This is a genomic window from Candidatus Tisiphia endosymbiont of Metellina segmentata (assembly GCF_964030715.1).
Classification (GTDB): Bacteria; Pseudomonadota; Alphaproteobacteria; order Rickettsiales; family Rickettsiaceae; genus Tisiphia.
The window spans coordinates 178082-200935 of sequence record NZ_OZ034919.1; the positions used below are offsets into that span (position 1 = coordinate 178082).

At 33.1% G+C, this 22854-nt stretch carries 27 protein-coding genes and 1 tRNA gene; 18 read left to right on the top strand and 10 right to left on the bottom strand.

Annotated elements, in window-relative coordinates:
- The first annotated feature begins 383 nt into the window (after window positions 1-383).
- The 4 genes from AAHM80_RS00970 to tyrS all read left to right on the top strand — a co-directional run bounded on the left by AAHM80_RS00970 (window position 384) and on the right by tyrS (window position 4267).
- A complete protein-coding gene (locus AAHM80_RS00970; protein WP_342260016.1) occupies window positions 384-1634 on the top strand; it encodes an MFS transporter in 1251 nt (416 codons plus the stop codon).
- A 123-nt stretch (window positions 1635-1757) separates the two neighbouring features.
- On the top strand, window positions 1758-1994 hold the full coding sequence (locus tag AAHM80_RS00975) for a DUF2312 domain-containing protein (RefSeq protein ID WP_341751598.1): 237 nt from the start codon (window positions 1758-1760) through the stop codon (window positions 1992-1994).
- A gap of 16 nt (window positions 1995-2010) precedes the next feature.
- On the top strand, window positions 2011-2916 hold the full coding sequence (gene secF / locus AAHM80_RS00980) for a protein translocase subunit SecF (RefSeq protein ID WP_341748163.1): 906 nt from the start codon (window positions 2011-2013) through the stop codon (window positions 2914-2916).
- Window positions 2917-3031: 115 nt separating this feature from the next.
- The gene (gene tyrS / locus AAHM80_RS00985; RefSeq protein WP_342260017.1) at window positions 3032-4267 is read left to right on the top strand and encodes a tyrosine--tRNA ligase; all 1236 of its coding nucleotides are present in this window, start codon (window positions 3032-3034) and stop codon (window positions 4265-4267) included.
- Between the two features lie 137 nt (window positions 4268-4404).
- Here the strand turns inward: tyrS and lptB are convergent, their stop codons facing one another.
- The 7 genes from lptB to AAHM80_RS01020 form a co-directional block, all read right to left on the bottom strand.
- The gene (gene lptB / locus AAHM80_RS00990; RefSeq protein ID WP_375331938.1) at window positions 4405-5142 is read right to left on the bottom strand and encodes an LPS export ABC transporter ATP-binding protein; all 738 of its coding nucleotides are present in this window, start codon (window positions 5140-5142) and stop codon (window positions 4405-4407) included.
- A 22-nt stretch (window positions 5143-5164) separates the two neighbouring features.
- Complete coding sequence (locus AAHM80_RS00995; RefSeq protein ID WP_342260018.1) at window positions 5165-5536, bottom strand: LptA/OstA family protein; 372 nt, start codon at window positions 5534-5536, stop codon at window positions 5165-5167.
- A gap of 82 nt (window positions 5537-5618) precedes the next feature.
- Window positions 5619-6251: an LPS export ABC transporter periplasmic protein LptC gene (gene lptC, locus AAHM80_RS01000; protein ID WP_342260019.1), complete on the bottom strand. Its 633-nt coding sequence runs from the start codon at window positions 6249-6251 to the stop codon at window positions 5619-5621.
- Between the two features lie 85 nt (window positions 6252-6336).
- On the bottom strand, window positions 6337-7293 hold the full coding sequence (locus tag AAHM80_RS01005; protein WP_342260020.1) for a KpsF/GutQ family sugar-phosphate isomerase: 957 nt from the start codon (window positions 7291-7293) through the stop codon (window positions 6337-6339).
- A 246-nt stretch (window positions 7294-7539) separates the two neighbouring features.
- Entirely contained in the window at window positions 7540-8148 is a 609-nt protein-coding gene (locus AAHM80_RS01010; protein WP_342260021.1) for an outer membrane protein, read from the bottom strand.
- A gap of 146 nt (window positions 8149-8294) precedes the next feature.
- Window positions 8295-9005, bottom strand: a complete 711-nt coding sequence (locus AAHM80_RS01015) for an outer membrane beta-barrel protein (RefSeq protein WP_342260022.1) — start codon at window positions 9003-9005, stop codon at window positions 8295-8297.
- Window positions 9006-9339: 334 nt separating this feature from the next.
- Window positions 9340-9645 (bottom strand): RNHCP domain-containing protein, encoded by a 306-nt coding sequence (locus tag AAHM80_RS01020; RefSeq protein ID WP_342260023.1) that lies wholly within the window; start codon window positions 9643-9645, stop codon window positions 9340-9342.
- A gap of 281 nt (window positions 9646-9926) precedes the next feature.
- On the opposite strand from AAHM80_RS01020, the gene tnpA reads away from it, so the two are divergent.
- Window positions 9927-10358 (top strand): IS200/IS605 family transposase, encoded by a 432-nt coding sequence (gene tnpA / locus AAHM80_RS01025; RefSeq protein WP_342259494.1) that lies wholly within the window; start codon window positions 9927-9929, stop codon window positions 10356-10358.
- Here the strand turns inward: tnpA and AAHM80_RS01030 are convergent.
- Window positions 10303-10464 (bottom strand): hypothetical protein, encoded by a 162-nt coding sequence (locus tag AAHM80_RS01030; protein ID WP_342260024.1) that lies wholly within the window; start codon window positions 10462-10464, stop codon window positions 10303-10305. The genes tnpA and AAHM80_RS01030 overlap by 56 nt on opposite strands.
- Here AAHM80_RS01030 and AAHM80_RS01035 point away from each other — a divergent pair.
- The gene (locus AAHM80_RS01035; protein WP_342260025.1) at window positions 10456-10905 is read left to right on the top strand and encodes a hypothetical protein; all 450 of its coding nucleotides are present in this window, start codon (window positions 10456-10458) and stop codon (window positions 10903-10905) included. The genes AAHM80_RS01030 and AAHM80_RS01035 overlap by 9 nt on opposite strands.
- Before the next feature lie 30 nt (window positions 10906-10935).
- Here the strand turns inward: AAHM80_RS01035 and AAHM80_RS01040 are convergent.
- Together AAHM80_RS01040 and AAHM80_RS01045 are read right to left on the bottom strand one after the other, a co-directional pair.
- Window positions 10936-11010, bottom strand: a tRNA-Ala gene (locus AAHM80_RS01040).
- Between the two features lie 80 nt (window positions 11011-11090).
- Window positions 11091-11294, bottom strand: coding sequence for a hypothetical protein (locus tag AAHM80_RS01045; RefSeq protein ID WP_341748342.1), 204 nt, complete (start codon window positions 11292-11294; stop codon window positions 11091-11093).
- A gap of 153 nt (window positions 11295-11447) precedes the next feature.
- Here AAHM80_RS01045 and AAHM80_RS01050 point away from each other — a divergent pair, with 153 nt between their 5' ends.
- The 12 genes from AAHM80_RS01050 to secD all read left to right on the top strand — a co-directional run bounded on the left by AAHM80_RS01050 (window position 11448) and on the right by secD (window position 22854).
- Window positions 11448-11954 (top strand): DNA-3-methyladenine glycosylase, encoded by a 507-nt coding sequence (locus tag AAHM80_RS01050; protein WP_342260026.1) that lies wholly within the window; start codon window positions 11448-11450, stop codon window positions 11952-11954.
- Window positions 11955-11989: 35 nt separating this feature from the next.
- A complete protein-coding gene (locus AAHM80_RS01055) occupies window positions 11990-12598 on the top strand; it encodes a ribonuclease HI (protein WP_342260027.1) in 609 nt (202 codons plus the stop codon).
- A complete protein-coding gene (locus tag AAHM80_RS01060) occupies window positions 12586-12927 on the top strand; it encodes a complex I NDUFA12 subunit family protein (protein WP_341748339.1) in 342 nt (113 codons plus the stop codon). The genes AAHM80_RS01055 and AAHM80_RS01060 overlap by 13 nt, the downstream gene beginning before the upstream one ends.
- Complete coding sequence (mlaD, locus tag AAHM80_RS01065) at window positions 12927-13382, top strand: outer membrane lipid asymmetry maintenance protein MlaD (RefSeq protein WP_341751375.1); 456 nt, start codon at window positions 12927-12929, stop codon at window positions 13380-13382. Before AAHM80_RS01060 ends, mlaD begins: the two co-directional genes overlap by 1 nt.
- A gap of 459 nt (window positions 13383-13841) precedes the next feature.
- A complete protein-coding gene (locus AAHM80_RS01070; protein ID WP_342260028.1) occupies window positions 13842-14561 on the top strand; it encodes a virB8 family protein in 720 nt (239 codons plus the stop codon).
- A complete protein-coding gene (locus tag AAHM80_RS01075; RefSeq protein ID WP_341751373.1) occupies window positions 14548-15000 on the top strand; it encodes a TrbG/VirB9 family P-type conjugative transfer protein in 453 nt (150 codons plus the stop codon). Before AAHM80_RS01070 ends, AAHM80_RS01075 begins: the two co-directional genes overlap by 14 nt.
- Window positions 15001-15069: 69 nt before the next feature.
- Entirely contained in the window at window positions 15070-16521 is a 1452-nt protein-coding gene (locus AAHM80_RS01080) for a TrbI/VirB10 family protein (RefSeq protein ID WP_342260029.1), read from the top strand.
- On the top strand, window positions 16518-17510 hold the full coding sequence (gene virB11 / locus AAHM80_RS01085; RefSeq protein WP_341748334.1) for a P-type DNA transfer ATPase VirB11: 993 nt from the start codon (window positions 16518-16520) through the stop codon (window positions 17508-17510). The genes AAHM80_RS01080 and virB11 overlap by 4 nt, the downstream gene beginning before the upstream one ends.
- Before the next feature lie 2 nt (window positions 17511-17512).
- On the top strand, window positions 17513-19282 hold the full coding sequence (locus tag AAHM80_RS01090) for a type IV secretory system conjugative DNA transfer family protein (RefSeq protein ID WP_410521515.1): 1770 nt from the start codon (window positions 17513-17515) through the stop codon (window positions 19280-19282).
- Window positions 19283-19312: 30 nt separating this feature from the next.
- Window positions 19313-20755, top strand: a complete 1443-nt coding sequence (locus tag AAHM80_RS01095) for a Ppx/GppA family phosphatase (RefSeq protein ID WP_342260031.1) — start codon at window positions 19313-19315, stop codon at window positions 20753-20755.
- A gap of 137 nt (window positions 20756-20892) precedes the next feature.
- Entirely contained in the window at window positions 20893-21297 is a 405-nt protein-coding gene (yajC, locus tag AAHM80_RS01100) for a preprotein translocase subunit YajC (protein WP_341755305.1), read from the top strand.
- Window positions 21298-21300: 3 nt separating this feature from the next.
- A complete protein-coding gene (gene secD / locus AAHM80_RS01105) occupies window positions 21301-22854 on the top strand; it encodes a protein translocase subunit SecD (protein ID WP_341748331.1) in 1554 nt (517 codons plus the stop codon).

A 22854-nucleotide genomic window follows, 5' to 3' on the forward strand; every position in this document is an offset into this window, starting at 1 on the left:
GGGATTTTTAGGAGAAACGAAGCCGAGCACCGCAGCGTACACAGACGTACGTGAGGAGCGGAGGCGAGTTTCGACGACAAAATCACCAACTAGATTGACTTATGCAGTAAGTCTAACGATGTCATCCGAGCTACAGCACATAAGTGTCAACTTAAGCAACCTCGATGTTATCCCAGCGTAAGCTGGTATCTAAAAAAAGTAGTTCGAAGTATTGTTGAGCATTTTTAGACCCCTGCTTTCGCAGGGGTGACATAGTGGCTAGTAGAAATGACATCGTTTGTAGGGAATAACATCTCTCATTCCAATTTCGGATTAATTTCATTAATCCGAAATTGAGGTTAATAAGCATTCTAACCCTTGACACCAATGAAATAATAAAAAATATGAATAAACGTAAGTTGGTTTTTGCAAGCGGTGTAGCAAATGCATTTGAGTGGTATGATTACGCACTATTTGGTTACTTTGCTCCTATAATAGGAGCAAAGTTCTTTCCTGGATCAACTCCTAGCTCGTCTTTATTGCATGCTTTTTTGGTATTTGCTATCGGTTATTTAATGAGACCAATAGGTGGGGTATTTTTTGGGATACTGGGAGATCGTTTTGGTAGAAAAACTGCTTTAAGTACATCTATATTTTGTATGTCTCTGCCAACGGCACTAATTGGCATATTACTAACTTATGACAATATAGGTGTTACCGCAACTATATTAATGATTCTACTTCGGATGCTGCAAGGTTTATCAATGGGCGGAGTACTTACTGGCTCAATTGCATTTGCTATTGAACATACAGGTAAGGTACATCGTGGCTTTACTGGCAGTATACCAATGTCCAGTATTTGTATTGGTCTATTATTTGGATCACTCATTTCACAGCTTATACAAAGCCTTTTATCAGGACAACAATTTAATGATTGGGGGTGGAGAATACCATTTTTATTAGGAATTTTTATTTTATTTGCTGGACTTTATATAAAAAAATATACCAGTGAAACCCCTAGTTTTCAAAGTATAAAAGAAAATGGTGGGATTTTAAAATCTCCTCTGAAAAAAGTTATCTCTGTATATTGGATTGATATGTTAATATCAATCTTCATCAATTCTACAGGTTCAGTAATATTCTATCTACAAGCTACTTATCTAATGTCATTTTTGAGGATAAATCGTGGTTTTACCGATGACCAAGTTAGCAATTTAGCTAATTATTGTTATATAATCATGGCTATTGTTACTTTATGTTCTGGCTATTTATCTGATGTAATTGGTCGAAAGAAAATTTTTGTGATTAATTTACTGGTAATTATTTTAGTTATTCCTTTTTTGATGAATGTAATTGAAACTGGAGAATTTTATTTTATAATTATATCTCAAATCGTATTATCAATTTTAGCTGCTTGTTATATTGGTCCTGAACCTGCACTGCAAGCTGAATTCTATCCAACCAATATCAGAAATACTGCTTTATCATTGTCTTATAATACAGCAACCAGTATTTTTGGTGGTACAACACCTTTAATACTAGAATATCTTGTACAAAAAACTGGTACTATTACTTCATCTATTTATTATGTAATTGCTTGTGCTATTTCAAGCCTAATAGCTCTTTGTTTTTATAAGGATCGTTCAAGAGGGTAACAACTAATCTAAAAATTTTTCTAGTATTTATAGCAAAATTATCTATAAACTACTTAGTGGCTTGATAAAAATAATATATACTAGCCATATTACAATTTTTGATAAAAAATAAACTTTAATTTTATGACAGAAGTGATAGCTAAAGAACAATTAGAACAATATATAAATCAAATAGAAGGGCTTGAACAAGAAAAAGCTGAATTATCTGAAGCAATAAAAGATATATTTGATGCAGCCAGCTCTAGTGGCTTTGATACCAAGGCCATGAAGTCGGTGTTAAAACTAAAAAAACTTGATAGAAATAAGCTAGCTGAACAAGATGCGATCTTAGAATTGTATAGACAAGCTCTCGGTATATAAATTAAAGAATTCAATAATGCAATTATATCCATTAAGGCTTTTACCTGATAAAATCAACTTTGACTTTATCAGATTTAAAAAAGTAAGTTATACGATATCCATTATTTTATCTCTTGTAAGTATTATTTGGATAGGGATTTACAAATTTAATTTTGGTATTGATTTTGCTGGTGGGATTGTTATAGAAGTGCGGCTTGATCAAGACCCTGATTTAACCAAAATGCGTGAAGTGCTTAATAACCTTAAGATTGGTGAAGTAGTATTGCAAAATTTTGGTAATCAGCATGATTTGTCAATACGAGTTGGCAGCAATAGTGAAGATACTTTAATGCAAAATATTGAGCTTATCAAATCAACTTTAAAAAACCAATTTCCTTATAAATTTGAGTATCGTAAAGTAGATTTTGTCGGTCCACAAGTTGGTACTCAATTGATAAAATCAGGAATAACAGCACTAATTCTTTCGTTTCTTGCCATAATGGTTTACACTTGGGTTAGATTTGAGTGGTATTTTGGGCTTGGTATACTTGTAGCTTTGTTACATGACGCCATACTAAGCTTAGGTTTTATGAGTGTAATGAGGCTAGACTTCAATTTAAGCTCCATAGCTGCTATTCTTACCATAATAGGTTATTCTGTGAATGATTCAGTAGTTATCTATGATAGAATCAGAGAAAATTTACGCAAATCACATAAGAAAGTAATGCCACAAATTATTAATCTGAGTATTAATGAAACTCTGTCTAGGACTATTCTAACAGTTGTTACAACCTTACTCGCAAACCTAGCTTTGGTAATATTTGGTGGGGAAGCTATTTATAGTTTTAGTGTATTAGTGTTTTTTGGTATAATAGTTGGTACATATTCATCTATTTTTATATCTGCTCCTATATTGACCTACTTCAAAAACTTGAAGAATTGATAAATCAAGTTTCTAGATAAAATTTTTGGATAAAAGCTGAGTGGCAAAATTGAAGTAGAGGCCTTCAATCCTGCTACAAAATAATAATAAATATTAAAAAAAATTAGTTTAAAAAATGTTTATTAAAAATTTTGATAGTAAAGGTTTTCTATATCAATGTACTGATTTAGAAAAACTAACAGAGCTAATGAAAAACAGTAAAATATCTGCTTATATTGGTTTTGATTGTACAGCACAATCTTTACATGTAGGTAGTCTGATGCAAATTATGATACTGCGTTTATTGCAACAATATGGTCATAAACCAATAGTACTCCTAGGAGGGGCAACTAGTAAAATTGGTGATCCTACTGGTAAAGATGAGGCAAGGAAATCTTTAACAAAAGAAGAAATTGCCCAAAATGCTGAAGGTATAAAAAAATCATTATCAAAATTTATTAAATTTGGTACTGGGGAAAATGATGCAATATTAGTTGATAATTCAAATTGGCTAGAATCGTTAAATTACTTAGATTTTCTTCGCAATTTTGGTAGTTTTTTTTCTGTGAATCGTATGTTATCTATGGACTCTGTAAAATTACGTTTAGAGAGAGAGCAACATATGAGTTTCTTGGAATTTAATTATATGTTACTACAAGCCTACGATTTTTATTATTTAAATAAACTATATGGTTGTTCTTTACAAATAGGTGGTAGCGACCAGTGGGGTAATATAGTAATGGGCGTTGATTTTACAAGGAAACTAACAGGTAATGAAGTCTTTGGTATGACTACGCCCTTATTAACAACTGCCTCTGGCAACAAAATGGGCAAGTCTATTGGTGGAGCTGTGTGGCTAAATGAGGATATGTTAAGCCCGTACGATTATTATCAATATTGGCGGAATTGTGAAGATCAAGATGTGGTCAAGTTCGCAAAATTATATAGTGAGTTAGGAGAAAATGCCATGCAAGAGTTTATCTTGCTTAGTACCTCTGATATTAATAGTGCCAAAAAGCAATTAGCCTTTAATTTAACTAAACTTTGTCATGGTAAAGAGGCGGCTATGACAGCTTTAGAAACAGCTACCAAGCTTTTTGAACAAGGAGAAATTGATTGCAATTTACCAACTATTTATCTAGAACAGGGAAGGTTAGCTCTAGGTATTCCAGCATATGAATTACTTTATGAAGCAGGTCTTGTTAAATCAAAATCCGAAGGGCGTCGGTTGATTAGAGGGGCTGGAGCAAAAATCAATAATCAATTAATCCAAGACGAAAATATGGTTGTTGATTTAACTTTTATGCAGGACAACCAGGTTATTAAGATATCCGCAGGTAAGAAAAAACATGTATTGATCAGGTTGACATAATAGTGAACGAAAAAATATATCTCTTTGGCAAACTCGTTTATGTGCAAGGATTTAAAGAAGCCACGAAACCTTGACCCGCAGCGGACGATGATGTACGTAAGGAGCAGAGTACCAAGAGAGAGATATAAGGTCTATTATTACAAACAAAAAGATTGCCCTAGATATACTTCCTTTACTTGATAGCTTGTGGCTATTTCTTGTGGAGTTCCTTCTAATAGGACTTTTCCTTCGTAAATAACATAGGCTCTGTCAACTATATTAAGAGTATCTCTAACATTGTGATCGGTAATTAGGATGCCGATATTGCGGTTACGTAAGTGAACAATTAAATTTTTAAGATCCTCAATTGCTAACGGATCAATGCCTGCAAGTGGTTCGTCAAGCATAATAAATTTGGGATCTAGTGCTATTGTTCTTGCGATTTCTAGCCTACGTCTTTCTCCGCCGGATAATCCTATTGCTGGCATGTCTTTTAGATGAAGAATAGAAAATTCTTTAAGCAAATCTAATGTTTTTTGTTCGATAATTTCTTGGTCATTTTCTAAAATCTCTAGCATTAATCTAATATTATCTCCTACAGATAGCCCACGAAAAATTGATGGTTCTTGAGGAAGATAGCTAAAGCCAAACCTAGCTCTTAAATAAATTGGTAAATGAGTAATATCATGATCATTATAAAATAATGCTCCACTATCTGGTTTGGTAAGTCCTATAATAATACTAAAACAGGTAGTTTTACCTGCACCGTTTGGACCAAAAAGACCAACTATTTCTCCTGTTTTTAATTGAAGAGATACGTCGTTTAGGATCACTCTCTTATTATAAGATTTTGAAATACTACTTACTTGTAATTTCTCTATTATTAAATGCGGCATACTTTAAAAATTTCTTACATAACTAATTTTTTGATTTGCTATAATCTATATTATTGAGTTCCGTATAATATACTAGTTTGTCAGTTTTTATAATACCATCCTTATTCTGTACTATTACATCACCAAGCAGTACTAGTTCTTTTCTTTCTACAAAATATTTTGCAGAAGTAGCAGTTAGTAACTCTTGACCATTACTCCTCTTAGCAATCAATCTTGACGGTATGGAGATGTAATCAATAGTTTTTTTATTATCAACTGTTTTATAAAAAATTTCTAAATTAGTTGTTTTTACCATCATATCATCAAACCACAAAATCACCTCTCCTGTAAAACAAGCTTGATTCTTAGTTTGATCAATTACTAAATTGTCAGAATGAATATATAATCTATCCATACTCGAATGCTTTGAGTACGGATGTTTCCCATAAGCTACGGATAAACTCATGATTAGAAAGAACAATACACAGCAAATTATGCTAAAAATCCGATACATCAATAACCGTCGATACATTACCTTTGAAATTTATAATATCATTATCATGTGTAGCACTAAAATTATTAGAAGTGATTTTACAATTTTTATAAGATAATACCACCCCTGTGTTACTATATGTTTCTTTATTTAGTAGATTCAGTTGGGCTTCTTGTGCTTTTAATGTGCTTTCTCCTAAAAAAAACTGTACATCATTTTCTAATTTTAATATGTGACTACTCTCATTCAATATACCATTTTTTGCACTGATCACTAAATCTTTGTTGTCATTTATTTTATATGTAGCATTAATTTCTTCTAGTTTATATTGATTACCTAAAGTCCTAACTGCTTGCACAGTCTGAATCTGGTAAGGATTTAAGTTTTTATTGAACCCCTTAAAAATTGAATTTGAAATTTTTATTTCATAATCTTTATCATTTGGATTAAAAGCACTATTGCTACTATTATCCTCCGTTGATTTTGAATTATTACTGATAGGATTTAAATTTATATAAATTAAACATAAGGTTAATATTATTCCTAAACAAGATAAGATCTTTGATAGACTAATTGAACGTCTATAAGATGAAATGATAGCACTACTACCTTTATCTATGAAGGGAATCTTAACCATAATATTGCCAACATTATACGCGAATTTTGGATAAGAATTAATTAATTCTTATCTAGAATTGGGGTAACATTATCATGGACATTCATCAACTAATTCCTGCCCTAAGTAAGTCATGGATATGAACAATACCAATCACCATATTATTTTCAGTTACTGGTATGCTAGTAATCGATTTACTATTCATTATACCTAAAGCCTCTCCCGCTAATTTTAAAGGAGAAATTTGTTTTGGATTAGAAGTCATTACATCGCATGCATACTTCATATCTATTTTATCATTAATATGTCTACGCAAATCTCCATCTGTTATAATACCAACCAAACTCAAATCTTTATCTACCACTATAGCACATCCAAGACTCTTTTGATTCATAACCAATATAGTATCGGTAAATGAGGTATCAGCATATACTAAAGGCAACTGATCCTTCACCCGCATTAAGCTCTCTACTTTTATAAGATTCGCTCCAATCTTCCCCCCAGGATGATACAGCCGAAAATCATCTTCAGAAAAGCCTCGTGCTTCATGTACAGAAGTGGTAAGTGCATCTCCAAGAGATAACATCATTACTGAAGAAGTTGTTGGAGCGGCAATATAAGATGCTTCATTGATTCTTGGTATTAATAATAGGAAATCACTATTGATTGCTATAGTAGAGTTGGCATTCATAGTCATGGCAATTATTTTTATAGAAAATCTCTTACAATATTTCATTATATCAAATAATTCTCTGGTCTCTCCTGAATTAGACAACATAAATACTACATCATTGTCAGTTACCATACCAAGATCACCGTGGCTAGCCTCAGCTGGGTGCAGATAAAAAGCAGCCGTACCAGTAGAAGCAAAACTTGCTGCTATTTTATGAGCTATATAACCACTCTTTCCTATGCCGGTTAAAATAATCCTACCTTTACAGTTAATTATATAATCTACTATATTGTTAAAATCACTAGGAATATTATTAGATAATTCAACTAATGCAGCAGATTCTTTTAATATAACCCTTTTGGCAACATCACAATGGTATGGTATTTTCATATAGTGTCCGAATTGTTCAATGATGTTATTCCACAACTGTTGAAAGTTAAAAAATCGTCTATTAGCGAAGCGCTGTTGTAAGTCTTAAACTGTCTATTAGCGAGGAATCGCGAAAAAGCGGCGACGCGGCAATCCAAGTACGCGAAGCGTTACTCTAAAAAAACAGCCTCGCTGTTTACCTAGATCGCTACGGCATCTAAAGAGCCTTACTATGACGATTATAGAAAAATGTAGGGTACTATGATATTACACATCAAACCTAACGGCAAGTGATACATTATGACCTTTATATGCTAATGACTTAATATGATTTTTTATTTCTTTTGTGCTACCAAAATCTTTCCAACTGTAAGCTGCTTCAACTTTTACTCCTGGAGCTAACTTTGTAGCAACTCCAAGAGTAAGCTGGTAGACTAGGTTATTTTTTTTACCACTAGAAACTGATACACCATTATTCTTAGTAATTTGGTTTTTTAGTTGACCAACTCCAGCACCAGCACCAACAAAAAATTCACAAATACTTATATCAACAATATCCACATAACCATTAAGCATTAAAGTAGCAATTTGAGGCTTAATTTTTGAGTTTGTACCGGCAAAAGAATGCTTAAATTGATGATTAGAAATCCAAGCAAGCATGAGATCAGTTCTAACATTATCTAGAATATAATAACCCAAACCTCCGCCAAGAAACATAGCGGTATTTTGCTTTAGTTTTTTATCATTTAACTTAATATTAGCCATTTTATTCGCCCCAACCTCTGCTTTCAAATAAAATTGATTTTCAATAGCCAAAGAGGAAAAAGAGACTAAAAGTGAAATAGCTATAATCGTTACTAAGAGTAAATTTTTCATAATTCTATTTTTTAATTTACATTTTACTATAAATTAAACTAATCCGCTAGCTTATTTTCAAGATAACCCTACAAATAACAAAAGAAGAGGGTTAGTAAAAGCCCTCTTCTTTTGTAGCACAAAAATAATAAATCTATAAATTATTATTAAATATCAAATCTTAAGCCAGCCATTAAATTATGACCTCTGTAAGCGGTTTTAGATATTTTGTCAGTATCCTTCTTATCTTTATTTTTAGAATTTGTTTCTCCATAATCTCTCCAGCTATAGGCAAGCTCAACATTCACACCATCAGCCACATTAGCAGAAGCACCAACAGTCAACTGATAAGCAAAATTATTAGCGGGTTTCCTAGTGTCAGAATATCTTTCAGTACTTTGAACCTTTCCCTCAAAGGTTGTAGTATCATTCGCAGTTAGTTTTTCTTTTATTTGAGCCATACCAACACCTGCTCCAGCAAAGAATTTAGCAAAACCTGCATCATACAAATCTACATAACCACTGAGCAACAATGACACCACTTGTCCTTTAGCTGTTATTTTGCTAACTTCTTGACGCTTTGAACCCAAATCTTTAGTAGTATTATTAGTAAATTCTGGATTGACTAGGAAATCAAGTGTCAATTCTGCTCTAACATTATCCATGGCATAATAACCAGCACCAAGACCCAAAATCGCGTTAGTTTTAGATTTAAATTTCAGGCTATCTGATTTTGTATCTTCAAATTTCATTTTCGTATTATTCAACTTAGTCGCACCACCTTCGGCTTTAAGATAAAACCCTCCTGTTTCAGCAAAAGATGTAGCAGAAGTTAAAAGAGCCGTACTTGTAGCAGCGATTAAAAACAACTTTTTCATAATATTTCTCCTTAAATTATATAGACAAGAATTCCCTTATTAGATTCTCAAATAATGCCCGTGAAACACAAATCTCTCCAAATTCCACTTAGGCTACCTAGTTCGGTATATATAGCATACTATTTTCTTTAGGACAAACTAAAAAACTATTATGAGCATTAATCAATAGTGTTATAGAGATACTTTGTGGCAATAAAAACACAATAGACTGAATCTGTAGCTAACCCGAAAATGTTTGAGCCATCGTAATGGTGATAGAATTTATGCCATTGCCCTGATATTACGCGAATTCAGGATAAGAATTTGTCAATTCTTATCCCTAATTGGGGTATATTCAGGCATAACTGAAAGCATCTAGCAAATTCTCTACGCTATCTGTGCTTGCAAGCTTGTTGTTTTTATATTCTCCACATTTAAGACATTTATGAGTTAGAATTATGCCCTTTTTACTATCGAGTTTATAGGAAACTGGCTGCATTAGTCCGTTACATCTAGAGGCTCTATCCCCAGGGTTAATATCCACATGTTTGCTGTAGAAACATGCTGAACAATGGTTAGTATAGCCATTTCCTTGTACCGATTCACTACATATATCACAAATAAAATCTTCTTTATTTCTATAAAACTTTTTTGTAACCATTTTTTAACTTTTTTTTGGCAATACATGCTATTTTTTTAGCCCCCTATCTACGCAAGGAACACCCTATGCTATTAAACCGATGTCTTCACACCCCAATTTGGCATAAGAATTGACAAATTCTTATCCCGAATTCGCGTACATCGATATTTGAGGTTAACTCAATGATAGGTAAGCCACTAGTTTGACTAGTGAGACCATCAAGGCTTGGCCTTTAGATTTAGTATAAAATAAAAAGTTATCATATATAACTTCTTTGGCTTGACGGTCAAAGGAGAAAATATATGACAACATACGAAAGTTTAAATCATTCTAAATGGGATTGCAAATATCATATTGTGTTTATTTCAAAGTGTCGTAAAAAAGAATTGTACGGGAAGGTTAGAAAATATCTTGGGAACGTATTCCATGAGTTAGCTTTTCAACGTGGGAGAAAGATCATAGAGGGGCATATGGTACAAGATCATGTGCATATGCTCATCAAGATTCCTCCTAAATATTCTGTAGCTGAAGTAATAGGCTATATCAAGGGGAAAAGTGCTATAGCCGTTGCTAGGCAGTTTGGTGGACGAAAACGTAATTTTAATGGAGAAAAGTTGTGGGCTAGAGGTTATGCGGTCTCAACTGTAGGATTTGAAGAGAATCAGATCAAACACTACATTAAGAATCAAGAGCAACTTGATAGTTTAGGCTCTGACGAATCAGGAGAATTTTAATTAACAATGGCAGCCCTTTGGGCTGCTCATAACCGTCAAGCCCCTCGCTTTGCGAGGGCGTTCTGACTTTAAGTTTAATCAACGAGGGAATGCCATTATGAGACATACAACAACCTTAACTTCAAATGCAGTAATTTTTCTTACCCCACCTTATAACAAAAGTAATGATCTTAAGCTCAGAAACGATGTCATTACTACTAGCCAACAAGAAGGATTAACAGTAGTAGAAATTATCGAATCTAAAGGACCTTATGATTATTGTACTCTTGGCAAATTAATTCGCCGAGTAATGACTTGTAGTGATAAATCTGTCATCATTCTAATTGACGAGGACTTGCTATATACACCAATTAATACGTTATTTTGGTCTGTACTTGGTACTTTGTCATCTGCTAACCTAATCACCGTTACTACTTACACAAGGTTTTATGAAAAAGTACTTTTGCAAAAGATAGATATAAAAGATGATTATTTTTTATATGTGGCTGCTACTTATTGTAAGAGATACCATACATTTGGTAGTAAAAAACCAAATTTAAATATATGATGAATAAACTTATTAGTTAAAATAGGAGAGTGGTGGAGACGAAGGGAATCGAACCCCCGACCCTCTGCGTGCAAAGCAGATGCTCTACCCCTGAGCTACATCCCCAAACCATATTAATGATAGGTAGCTTATATACCTTTTTACATGTAAGGTCAACAAACTTGTTTGAAAACTTAATATTTAGGCTAAATTTTTGTTCTGTCCCAAGGTAATGCCTTGCCATCAGAACCAAGTACCAAATCTCCTGATACATCATATTCTGCTGCCAAAAAAGAAGATTTACCGGATATAAGTTTTACAGGCCTAATTTTTTGTCCATTATGAAAATACTCCTTTGCCTGTTCTCTAGAGGTTGGGTTATTTTTAGATGCTGTTTTAGCTTTTGACATATATGTAATAATCTCAAATATCTTTCTATAATATACAAATCTAAGTACAAAATATCTCACCTTTAATATTTGTCAAGAAAAAGCTGTGAAATGATGTAATAGTGAATTATATTGCATCAATACAATTATATCATATTTTATTAAACCACTAAGATGTTTAAAATACTTCCAAAAACATTTTATGAAAGAAATACGCTTATTGTCTCACAAGAGTTACTTGGAAAGGTTTTGTGCTTTGGTAATATAGAAGCACGAATTATTGAAACAGAAGCTTATGTTGGAGAAGATGATCCTGCTTGTCATGCAGCAAAAGGTATAACGCCCCGTACAAAGATTATGTATGGTTCTGCAGGTCATGCATATGTATATTTGATTTATGGTATGTATTATTGTTTAAATATAGTAACAGAACAACAGGGATTTCCAGCTGCTGTATTAATTAGGGGAGTGTATCAATATAGCCCTTTACAAGTTTTACTTGATGGACCTGGTAAATTATGTCGTACTCTTGGAATTAATAAAACCCAAAATGGTCAAGATGTAACTACTAATAAGTCTTTTTGTATTATTGATGTAGGTAATACCCCTAAATTTATTAATACTCCTAGGATTGGTATTAGCAAAGGTACAGACAGACTTTGGCGTTATTTAGAGGTATAATTTACGCGAATTTGCATAACTCAGGTTAAATTATAATGAATATACAAGACCCAAGTATTTCAAAGAGTCAAGCTACTTTGCCTAAGGTTACCATATACACTGATGGAGCTTGCTCAGGTAATCCTGGACCAGGTGGCTGGGGAGCGTTATTACAGTTTCATGGAGCTAGTGTAGAGCTAGATCCAAATGCTTTGAAAAATTGGTATAACAAAAAAAAGTTAAACATGTTAGATATATGTGAGAACTCTACGAAGTTTCGTGATAGCTTGCCTTTAAAGCAGAAGAGTATATTCGGTCATGAACTATATACCACTAATAATCAAATGGAAATGACAGCAGTAATTGAAGCATTAAAAGTTCTTAAAAAATCATGCTATGTAGAAGTTTACACAGATAGTAAGTATTTACAGCTTGGAATAACACAGTGGATTAACACATGGATAAAAAATAACTGGCATAAAAACAACAATGATCCCGTCAAGAATGTTGATTTATGGAAAAAATTGTACGAAGAGTTAAGTAAACACTATATTATTTGGAATTGGGTTAAAGGTCACAATAATAATGAAGGTAATGAAGTGGCTGATAGACTAGCTGTGCAAGGAAAAGAAACTGCTATAAAAATACTTAAATGTCATTCATAGATAATTTTTTTATACCTATTTTCTCTAAGGAGATTGGAAAAGATCAATTTGGTAACAAATATTATCAAAGTAAAAAGCAGAATTATTTAGGTCAAGCTAGAAGACAGGTGGTTTATAAAGGTAAAGTGGAAGCATCGAAAGTTCCTCCCATGTGGCATGCTTGGTTGCATTATATGACTAATGAAGTACCAACTAACAATAATAAATTTGACTGGCAACAAAATTATCTCCCTAATATTACTGGCACTAGCTTATCTCATAACCTAATAAAAAATAGTACAACTGAAGCTAAATATAGTAGCTGGAAACCTTTAGATAAATCAAAATAATGAAACATAATGTTATAGAAACTTTAGTTGGCTTTATAGTAATACTAGTTGCTTTAGCCTTTTTTGTTTTTGCTTATAAAATTGGTAACTCATCAAAAGTTGCATCTGGGTATATAGTTAAGGCAAATTTTCAGAATGCGGAAGGGATAGTTCAAGGCAGTAGCGTGATGTTAGCGGGTATAAAAATCGGATCAGTAACTAACATAACTCTAGATAAAACTAGCTTTTTTGCCTTATTAACCATTAACATCAATAATGATATAAAGTTACCTAAAGACACTAGTATAGCAATAGTCACAAGTGGAATACTTGGTAGTAGATATATATCCGTAACCCCCGGTTCATCTGAAGAAAATTTGGCTGGAGGTGATCAGATAAAATACACCCAGTCAGCAGTTAATATTGAATCCTTAATAGGTAAATTAATCTATTCCTTTGGTAGTGGTCGTAAGTAACAGAAAGTTCGATGTAACAAGTTACATCGAACTTCCGGGATATATTGATATATATAGAAACAATCAGGTTTGAAGCGGCTGCCCACCTGATTGTTAAATATTAATTTGCTAATAATCTTATTTTTATACTTATAAAAATAAGATTATTAGCGATAATAGATTAAAATGCATTCGTAGGAGCACTCCAAGAATGCATTTTTCCTTATAACACAGCCAATTCGATATAAGAATTACTAATTCTTATATCGAATTAAGGTTAAGTAATATTTTTAAATTATGACAAATAACCTATTAGTGTAGCTCGAAATTAGTGTATACTGCAAAAATATTGAGAATTGATGAATTATATTGTCAATGTTTTTGTTATGAAATAAGTTATGATCATAATTTATGATTATATTGTTTGAATTAATTTATTCACTAACTTGTCTTAGGCTTTACAAGTAGTGGGGATGTACAATGTTTAAGTTAGCTAATATATTAAATATACTAAAATCACCTTCTGATGTGGTAGAGAACCAAAGCGTTCAGTCTAATAACTTTGTTAAAGCTACTAGGAATTGGTACGAGGAAAGATCTGATAGGTTAATTGTACAACGTAATATCTTGTTGGTATTATCTATATTACTAATAATACTTATAATGGCATCCATAGCAGCGGTAACTATAGTGGTAAATTCAAGAGAGTTTAGTCCTTTTGTTATCCAAATTGATGATAGTACGGGAATGGCAACGATTGTAAATCCAATATCTTCGGAGATACTAAACGGTGACGAGGCACTTTCAAGGTATTTTATTAAAAAATACCTCATAGCTAGAGAAACATATAATCCTGTTGATTTTGATACTGAAGCAAGGAAAAGCGTTAGATTATTATCTTCAAGTCCAGTATATTATAACTATCTAGGATATATACAAAATAAAGATGTAAATCCAGTTTTAATATATGGTCAAAACAACACAACTTTTTTAGTAATTAAATCTTGGTCAGGAGTAGAAAAAAATAAATATATGGTTAGGTTCTCTATTAATGAAACAACAGGCAATAAAACGGTTTTCAATAAAATAGCTGTGGTAAGTTACGCATATATTCCAATGGAATTAACAGATGCAGATCGAGATATTAATCCAGTAGGTTTTCAAGTTAATGATTATAGGGTAGATGATGATAATAGCTAGACTTCTTTTCGTAGCGGCAATATTATTACATTCGGTTATTGCCAACGCTTGTGCAGGTAATATGCATATAGATAATGATGTAGATGATCTAGCCATAACTACTGATAACAGAATTAAAACTTATATACATAATCCTAATGAAGTTTATTTATTAGTTCTGCATTTTGGTTTTCAGTCAAGTATAGAATTTGCCAAAAATGAGGAGATCCAAAATATTGTTCTAGGGGAATCCTATGCTTGGAAAATGACTCCGTTGGCAAATAGATTATTCATTAAGCCATTGGAAAAAAACATTAGAACAAATATGACTATCATAACTAATAAAAGGACTTACCAATTCGATGTTGTATCCAAAGAATTGGAAGAAGGTCGTGAAAAAGACTTGGTATATGTAGTTAGGTTTTATTATCCTAAAAAAAGGTTTAGTACTTCACAATAATACCTCAATTCGGGATAAGAATTAATTAATTCTTATCCCAAATTCGCGTAATAATGATATTAATTTACTATGGCAAAGCAAAATAACACCTCTTCTCAAATCAGTACACAGAGTGCAGAGGAACAAGACATACCAGAAGTTCAAAATGAGCTATCAAAAGTTGCCTCTAATCCTAAGCAAAGCATTCTGATTCTACTTGTCATTTCTGCTGTCTTTATATTTATTTTTTTTAAACTTTTTATTGCTGATAATAAACCACCTGAGGTGGTAGCTCCATCAGCACCTACTGATATTACTAAACCGACACAAGATAATTCTAAAAATCTACCAGAGATTCCAAAATTACCAGAAGCACCTAAACTCGAAACACCTGTGGAGCTTCCACCACCTCCTCCCCCTAAAGTTGCTGATGTGCCAAAGCTTCCTTTACCTACTACTTCAGTAGATAATAATAGTGCTGATAACGCTTCTCTTCCTTCCGTTGTATCATCACCCCTTCCTGGAGGAATAGCTGAAAGTGACGAGGAAAAGAAACGCCGTGAAGCAAAGAGAAAATCTTCTATAGTATTAATTGCAGGAGTTCCAGAGAAAAAAACACCAAGTCAAATTGCCGAAGAAGCAAATTTTCAAGATCGTGGAGATATGGCATTTGTTCTTGGTCGTGGTAAGATAATTGAAGCGGTACTAGAGACTGCTATTAATAGTGATTTAGGTGGGGAAGTAAGGGCAATAATTAGCAGAAATGTATTTTCTGAAAGGGAAAATATTATTTTAGTTCCTAAAGGATCAAAGATTTTTGGTGCTTATACAACTGGTATTGATGGAGCGTATGGTCGAATTGCAATAATATGGAATCGTATTGATCTGTCAAACGGTTATACCATTACCTTAGATGCTATAGCTGTTGATAATCTTGGAAGGAAAGGTGAGCAAGGAAGAGTAGATAATAAATATAAAGAACGATTAACCAATGCTGTATTATTATCGGCATTTAATATTGGACTTGCCAATGCCCTTGACAAAGTGGTAGCTCCCCCAGTTAATTCACAAGCTGCTGCTGCTAATGCTGCTGTTGCTGCTAATATACAAAGTTTAGCACAAAGTATTAATAATGGTCCTGGTACTGAGGATGTTAAAATTTCACAGATATGTTCTAGTGTCATGAACGCCATTCCCGATAAGACCTCATCAGCCTATATTTCCATGATGCAGGCTTGTAATACTGCACAAAATCCAACTGGATCACAGCCTGGTCAAAGGCTTGTTGCATTAATGACTGCAGTAACTAATGCAGCAGCTAGTTTGCTAACTAGCACTGCAACTGCTAGCACTCCAACCCAAGCACAAGCAGCTTCAAAAAAAGCTTTTACTGATATCAGTGATACTATGAAAGGTATGATTCAGCAACATGAATTTAAACCAACTATTACTATAGATCAAGGTACGGTAATTAAAATTTATGTCAATAAAGATTATAAATTTCCTCAATCTGTACTAAGAAAATCAAGATTGATAAAATGAGTGATAATTTTGCTGCATTAGAGACTTTTCTATTACCATTTAAAGAACTGTTCGCAGAAGATGGTGTTAATGAGATCATGGTAAATAAACCAGGAGAAGTATGGGTTGAGAAGAAAGGAGATTTGTTTTGTAAATCAGTACCTGAACTTGATTTTGAACATCTTATATCTCTTGGTAGGCTTGTAGCTCAGTCAACTGATCAGACAATTTCTGAGGAAAAACCTTTACTCTCTGCGTCCCTACCAAATGGCTATCGTATCCAAATAGTATTTCCTCCTGCTTGTGAACCAGGCCATGTCGGATATGCTATCAGGAAAGGTAGTACAATGAACCTTACACTAGATCAATATGCCAAGCTGGGAGCTTTTGATTCAACATCTACTGGAGAATTAATTGACGAGAATGCAAAAATCTTAAATAATTATTTAAAAGAAAATAAAATAAAAGAATTTATTCGACATGCTGTAATTTCTAAAAAAAATATTATTATTAGTGGTGGTACATCAACTGGTAAAACAACCTTTACTAACGCTGCTTTAGCAGAAATTCCAAATAGCGAGCGATTAATTACTGTTGAAGATGCTAGGGAGGTAATCTTAGCAAATCACCCTAATAAATTACATCTCCTCGCTTCAAAAGGGGGGCAAGGTCGTGCAAAAGTTACTACTCAGGATTTGATTGAAGCGTGTTTACGTCTAAGACCTGATAGAATTATTGTAGGTGAACTTAGAGGAGCTGAAGCATTTAGTTTCTTACGAGCAATTAATACAGGCCATCCTGGCTCTATATCTACTTTACATGCTGATGCACCAGCAATGGCCATAGAACAACTTAAGCTAATGGTTATGCAAGCTAGTTTAGGCATGCCACCAGAGGAAGTGAAAAAATATATATTAGCGGTCGTCGATATTGTGATACAATTAAAACGTGGTAGTGGTGGGAAGAGATATGTCTCAGAAATATACTATAGTAAGAATAGGCAAGACTAATGATGGGATTGGAGAGAATAGTAAACATTATCCGTAACCTCTTAGGTCATTTTATAATACACCCTTTGGTAGTATTTTGTACGATATGGATTAGTGGAGTGCTAGTTGCATTTACTACTAACGAGATTAGAGCTATAAATGTTGACTTAACAGCCATAGATATAGCTTATAAGTGGACTTATTGGCTAGTTAGTGTATGGTCGCAATTAACTTTTCAAGCATATAACTACTTAAAAGTTAAGTTAATATTATCCCTTACTATGCCGACAATTATAGTTATCATATTTTACTGGAAAAATTTTAAAAGAATAAAGAATTTACAATTTTTTATTCAACCGGAAAAAGTTTATGGAGATGCTAGTTGGGCTACTGAAGCTGATGTAGATAAAGCCGGTCTACGTTCAAAGCATGGTATGTTGCTTGGCACCAATAGCGGAGGATATTTTGTTGCTGATGGATTTCAGCACGCTTTGCTTTTTGCCCCAACCGGTTCAGGTAAGGGGGTAGGATTTGTAATTCCTAATTTATTATTTTGGGAACACTCTATTATAGTACATGACATTAAGCTAGAAAATCATGGTCTTACAAGTGGATGGCGGCAGAAACAAGGACAACGAGTATTTGTTTGGGAACCTTCCAATCCTGATGGGATAACTCATTGTTACAATCCTATAGATTGGGTAAGTACCAAACCAGGTCAAATGGTGGATGACGTACAAAAAATCTCAAATCTGATTATGCCTGAAAAAGATTTTTGGAATAATGAAGCACGAAGTTTATTTCTTGGTGTAGTACTATACTTAATTGCTGACCCGACAAAAACTAAATCCTTTGGCGAAGTGGTCAGGACAATGCGTAGTGATGACGTAGTGTACAACTTGGCAGTAGTTCTAGATACTTTAGGTAAGGTAATACATCCTGTGGCCTATATGAATATTGCTGCATTCCTACAAAAAGCAGATAAAGAGCGTTCAGGTGTTATCTCTACAATGAACTCTTCTTTAGAATTATGGGCAAACCCGCTAATTGACTCAGCTACTGCATCATCTGACTTTAATATACTTGAGTTTAAGAAGATTAAAACAAGCGTTTATGTTGGTTTAACTCCGGATAATATACAGCGTTTACAAAAATTGATGCAGGTTTTTTACCAGCAAGCTACAGAGTTTTTAAGCCGCAAAATGCCTGATTTAAAAGAAGAACCTTATGGGGTTATGTTTCTACTTGATGAATTCCCTACTTTAGGCAAAATGGATACATTTAAGGCTGGTATCGCATTTTTCAGGGGATATAGAGTTCGCCTATTCTTGATTATACAAGATACTCAGCAGCTCAAAGGAACTTATGAGGATGCTGGAATGAACTCATTCTTGTCAAATGCTACATATCGTATTACTTTTGCAGCTAATAACTATGAAACAGCCAACCTGATATCACAGCTAGTGGGTAATAAAACAGTTGAACAACGATCTTATAGTAAACCACTATTTTTTGATCTTAATATTTCAACAAGAACGCAGAATGTATCACAAGTTTCAAGAGCTCTGCTTTTGCCTCAAGAAGTAATTCAATTACCAAAAGATGAGCAAATTGTTTTAATTGAATCTTTCCCACCTATTAAATCTTTAAAAATTAAGTATTATGAGGATAAGTTCTTTACAAATAGGTTATTACTGCCTACATTTGTTCCAACTCAAAAACCTTATGATCCAAATAAAAATAATGTAGATGAGGAACAAGAAAATACAGATTCTACTACTAAAGAAGATTAATTTTTTAAGTAAGCAATAAGATAAACCTCTATGCGTTCAGCCATTATTGATATTGGTTATAATGCCATAAGAGCTGTAGTTTATGAATGTGATAGACTTGGAGCTCCAGAAATTTTCAATGATAAATTTAAAAGTGATATTATCAATTTACTTAATCTAGATGACCTAGAAGTAAAGCATCAAGTATATTTATCACTACAATATTTTGTACATATTTTTGATAGGTTATCAGTAACAGATGTTAAATGCGTTGCTACTGCTGTACTTAGAGGGCATCCAAGAGCTGAAGAATTTAGAGAAATAGTTAAAAGAAAATTTAATATTAATATTGAAATTATTTCTGGTAATCGCGAGGCCTATCTTACAGCTGCCGGATTAATTTCTGGTATCAATGATGCTTGTGGCATAGCAGCAGACCTAGGTGGAGGTAGCCTTGAGCTTGCCCAAATCAAAGACAAAAAAGTGGGAATCTTAAAATCTCTACCTTTAGGCACTAGCTTAATCACTAATAATCATTTTGACGATATTAATATAATTAGCCAAATGATCAACAAAGAGTTTGGAGAGGTATACCCAAATCATTCGGGTATACAACAATGTCAACAAGGGTATCATTGTCCAAACTTATACTTAATAGGAGGAGCTTTAAGGCTAATTGGACGCTCTTACATGGAGTTTGTTCATTATCCTCTTAAGAACTTACATAACCTTGAAATAAATCGTAGAGAATTTGAACTATATCTCGAAAAATTAGCTCATGCTCATAGTATGAGAACACAATATAAATCAAGAATTCATTCTAACGCAATTTTGGTGGCAAAATCTATGCTAAATGTCTTTTTACCTGAAAAGGTAATAATTTCAAATTATGGTTTAAAAGAAGGTGTTAGATTTGTTTGTCTCCCTAAAGAAGAACAGGAGAAAGATATTATTTATGAAAGAATCAAGACATTAGTAAATTTTGATGAAACTACTTGTAATATCAAAAATTATACAGAAGTCATTAAGCCTATCTTAATTCAACCAGATACAACAACAATTAGTATAATTACTTTGGTCATAATGCTTGCACAATATAATAAAAATATCGATAAAACTCTTCGCTCTAATTTTATTGTTGAATTTATTTTAGCTTCAGATATTCCTTTTAGTCATCGTCAGAGGTTGATGCTTAGTATTGCTCTTGCACTTACCTATACAGCAAGAAGTGATACATATATTAATAGATTAGCAAAAAGAATGATTAACTCATATGATTATTGTAACAGTCATATAATAGGTAATTTTATAAAAATTGCTAGGGAAATTGATGGACCAAGATTTCAGTCACCATCTTTTTCTCTTGAGTTAAAAGATAATAGATATATTGAAATTTCTACACTAAATATTTTACCAAAAGCGGTGTTTGAAAAAGTGTGCGAACGTCTGAAAGCTATAGGTTTCGCCCGAAAAATATTTATTGAAATAAAATGATAACAGTCTTATATTGCAAGTGTACAAGCTTTTTTAGAGTACGCGAGTTCCTCATTGTCAAAAAATAATTCTTCAAAGCAGAAGAGTATACAATAAATTAATACAACTACTTTTACATAATACGTCAGGAGATATATATGTTTATAGAAAATGCCTATGCAGATAACAATGATACAATATCAATAACAGAAACTGAAGAAGTAACTCCAGTAGCTGAATCATCATCTACTCAATCAATATTAACAAGCCTTGTACCGATGGTATTAATCTTCGTTGTATTCTATTTTTTTCTAATTAGACCACAAGATAAACGCCGTCGTGAGAAAGAGGCTATAGTTGGTAGCGTTAAGAAAGGAGAAGAGGTGGTAACTAATAGTGGAATTTTCGGAGTAGTAAGCAAGATTAACGATGCTGACAACACGGTAGATCTTGAAGTAGCTGAAAATATACGAATCAAAATTCTGAAATCTTCAATACTTGATATTACAAGTCGTCATAAAACAGAAGTTAGTGCCAAAAGTAAAAAAGATAAAGGGAAATGAGCTGTGTATAATATTCCTAAATGGAAAATATTCCTTTCTATTTTATGTACAATAGCAGCCTTTATTTGTGCTTTACCTAATTTTACAACTATAGATTCTAAAATACTGCCAAACCATAAGGTGAATCTTGGTCTTGATTTAAGAGGTGGTGCTCATCTATTGCTAGATGTAGATTTTGATAGTTACTTAAATGATGTAATGGACAGTCTAGCTGACCATTTACGAAAATATTTACGGGAAGATAAAATAGGTTATAAAAATCTTGTTGTTAAGAACAAGGCGGTGCAGTTTGAATTGAGAAACCTAGAAGATTATAAACAGGTCAAAAAGATCTTAGGTAAAGTCGACCGAGAAATTACTGTAGAAAACGATAATACTAATATTAAGCTTAGCTATAGTGATTCGAAGCTTGCTGAATTAAGGTATCAAGTTATTGCCCAATCAATTGAAATAATCAGAATGAGAGTGGATAGCACCGGCACAACAGAACCTAACATACAAAGGCAAGGTGATAAACATATATTACTGCAAGTACCAGGTGAGGAAAATCCACAACAACTTAAAAATATTCTTGGCAAAACTGCAAAACTAACCTTTCATTTAGTAGATGAAACTGCCAACATACAACAAGCATTAAATGGACATTTACCCTTTGGTTCAATTTTAGTGAAAGGGGAAAATGAAAATAAGCAAGAATATTACGTAGTTGTTAAGAAAAAAGCTATTGTTAGTGGTGACCAGCTAACAACTGCCCAAGCTTCTTTCAATCAAAATTCCCAACCTGCTGTTGCTTTTTCTTTTAATAATCTTGGTAGTAAATTATTTGCAGAAATAACCAAGAATAATTCTGGCAAGAGGCTTGCTATCGTGCTTGATAACAAATTATTAAGTGCACCAGTAATTAATGAACCAATTCTTGGAGGAAGCGGTATAATTTCAGGTAATTTTACTGTTGAATCAGCAAATGAATTAGCGTTATTACTTAGGGCTGGTTCGTTGCCAGCCCCTTTAAAAATAATAGAGGAAAGAACCGTAGGACCAAATCTTGGAGCAGATTCAATAGAGGCAGGCAAGAAAGCAGGTATGATTGGTTTTGTTAGTGTGGTAATATTCATGATTTGGTCTTACGGAATTCTTGGCATTTTTGCCAATATAGCATTAAGCCTAGCTTTACTTTATATTTTAGCGTTATTGTCACTTTTTCAAGCTACATTAACTCTGCCAGGAATTGCTGGTATAATCCTAACGATTGGTATGGCAGTTGATGCCAATGTACTCATTTATGAAAGGATAAGGGAAGAACTTAAAAAAGGTGCATCTAATCTATATGCCATAAGGATGGGATTTGAATCAGCTTTTGCTACAATCCTTGATTCAAATGTTACAACTTTGATTGCAGCATTTTTACTTTTTATATTTGGAGCTGGAGGTATAAAAGGTTTCGCAGTAACACTAACTATTGGTATAATATCATCTATGTTCTCTGCGATTATTATTACTAAGTTGTTGATTGATACTTGGATTAAGTATCAAAAGCCCAAAAATCTAGGGTTATAA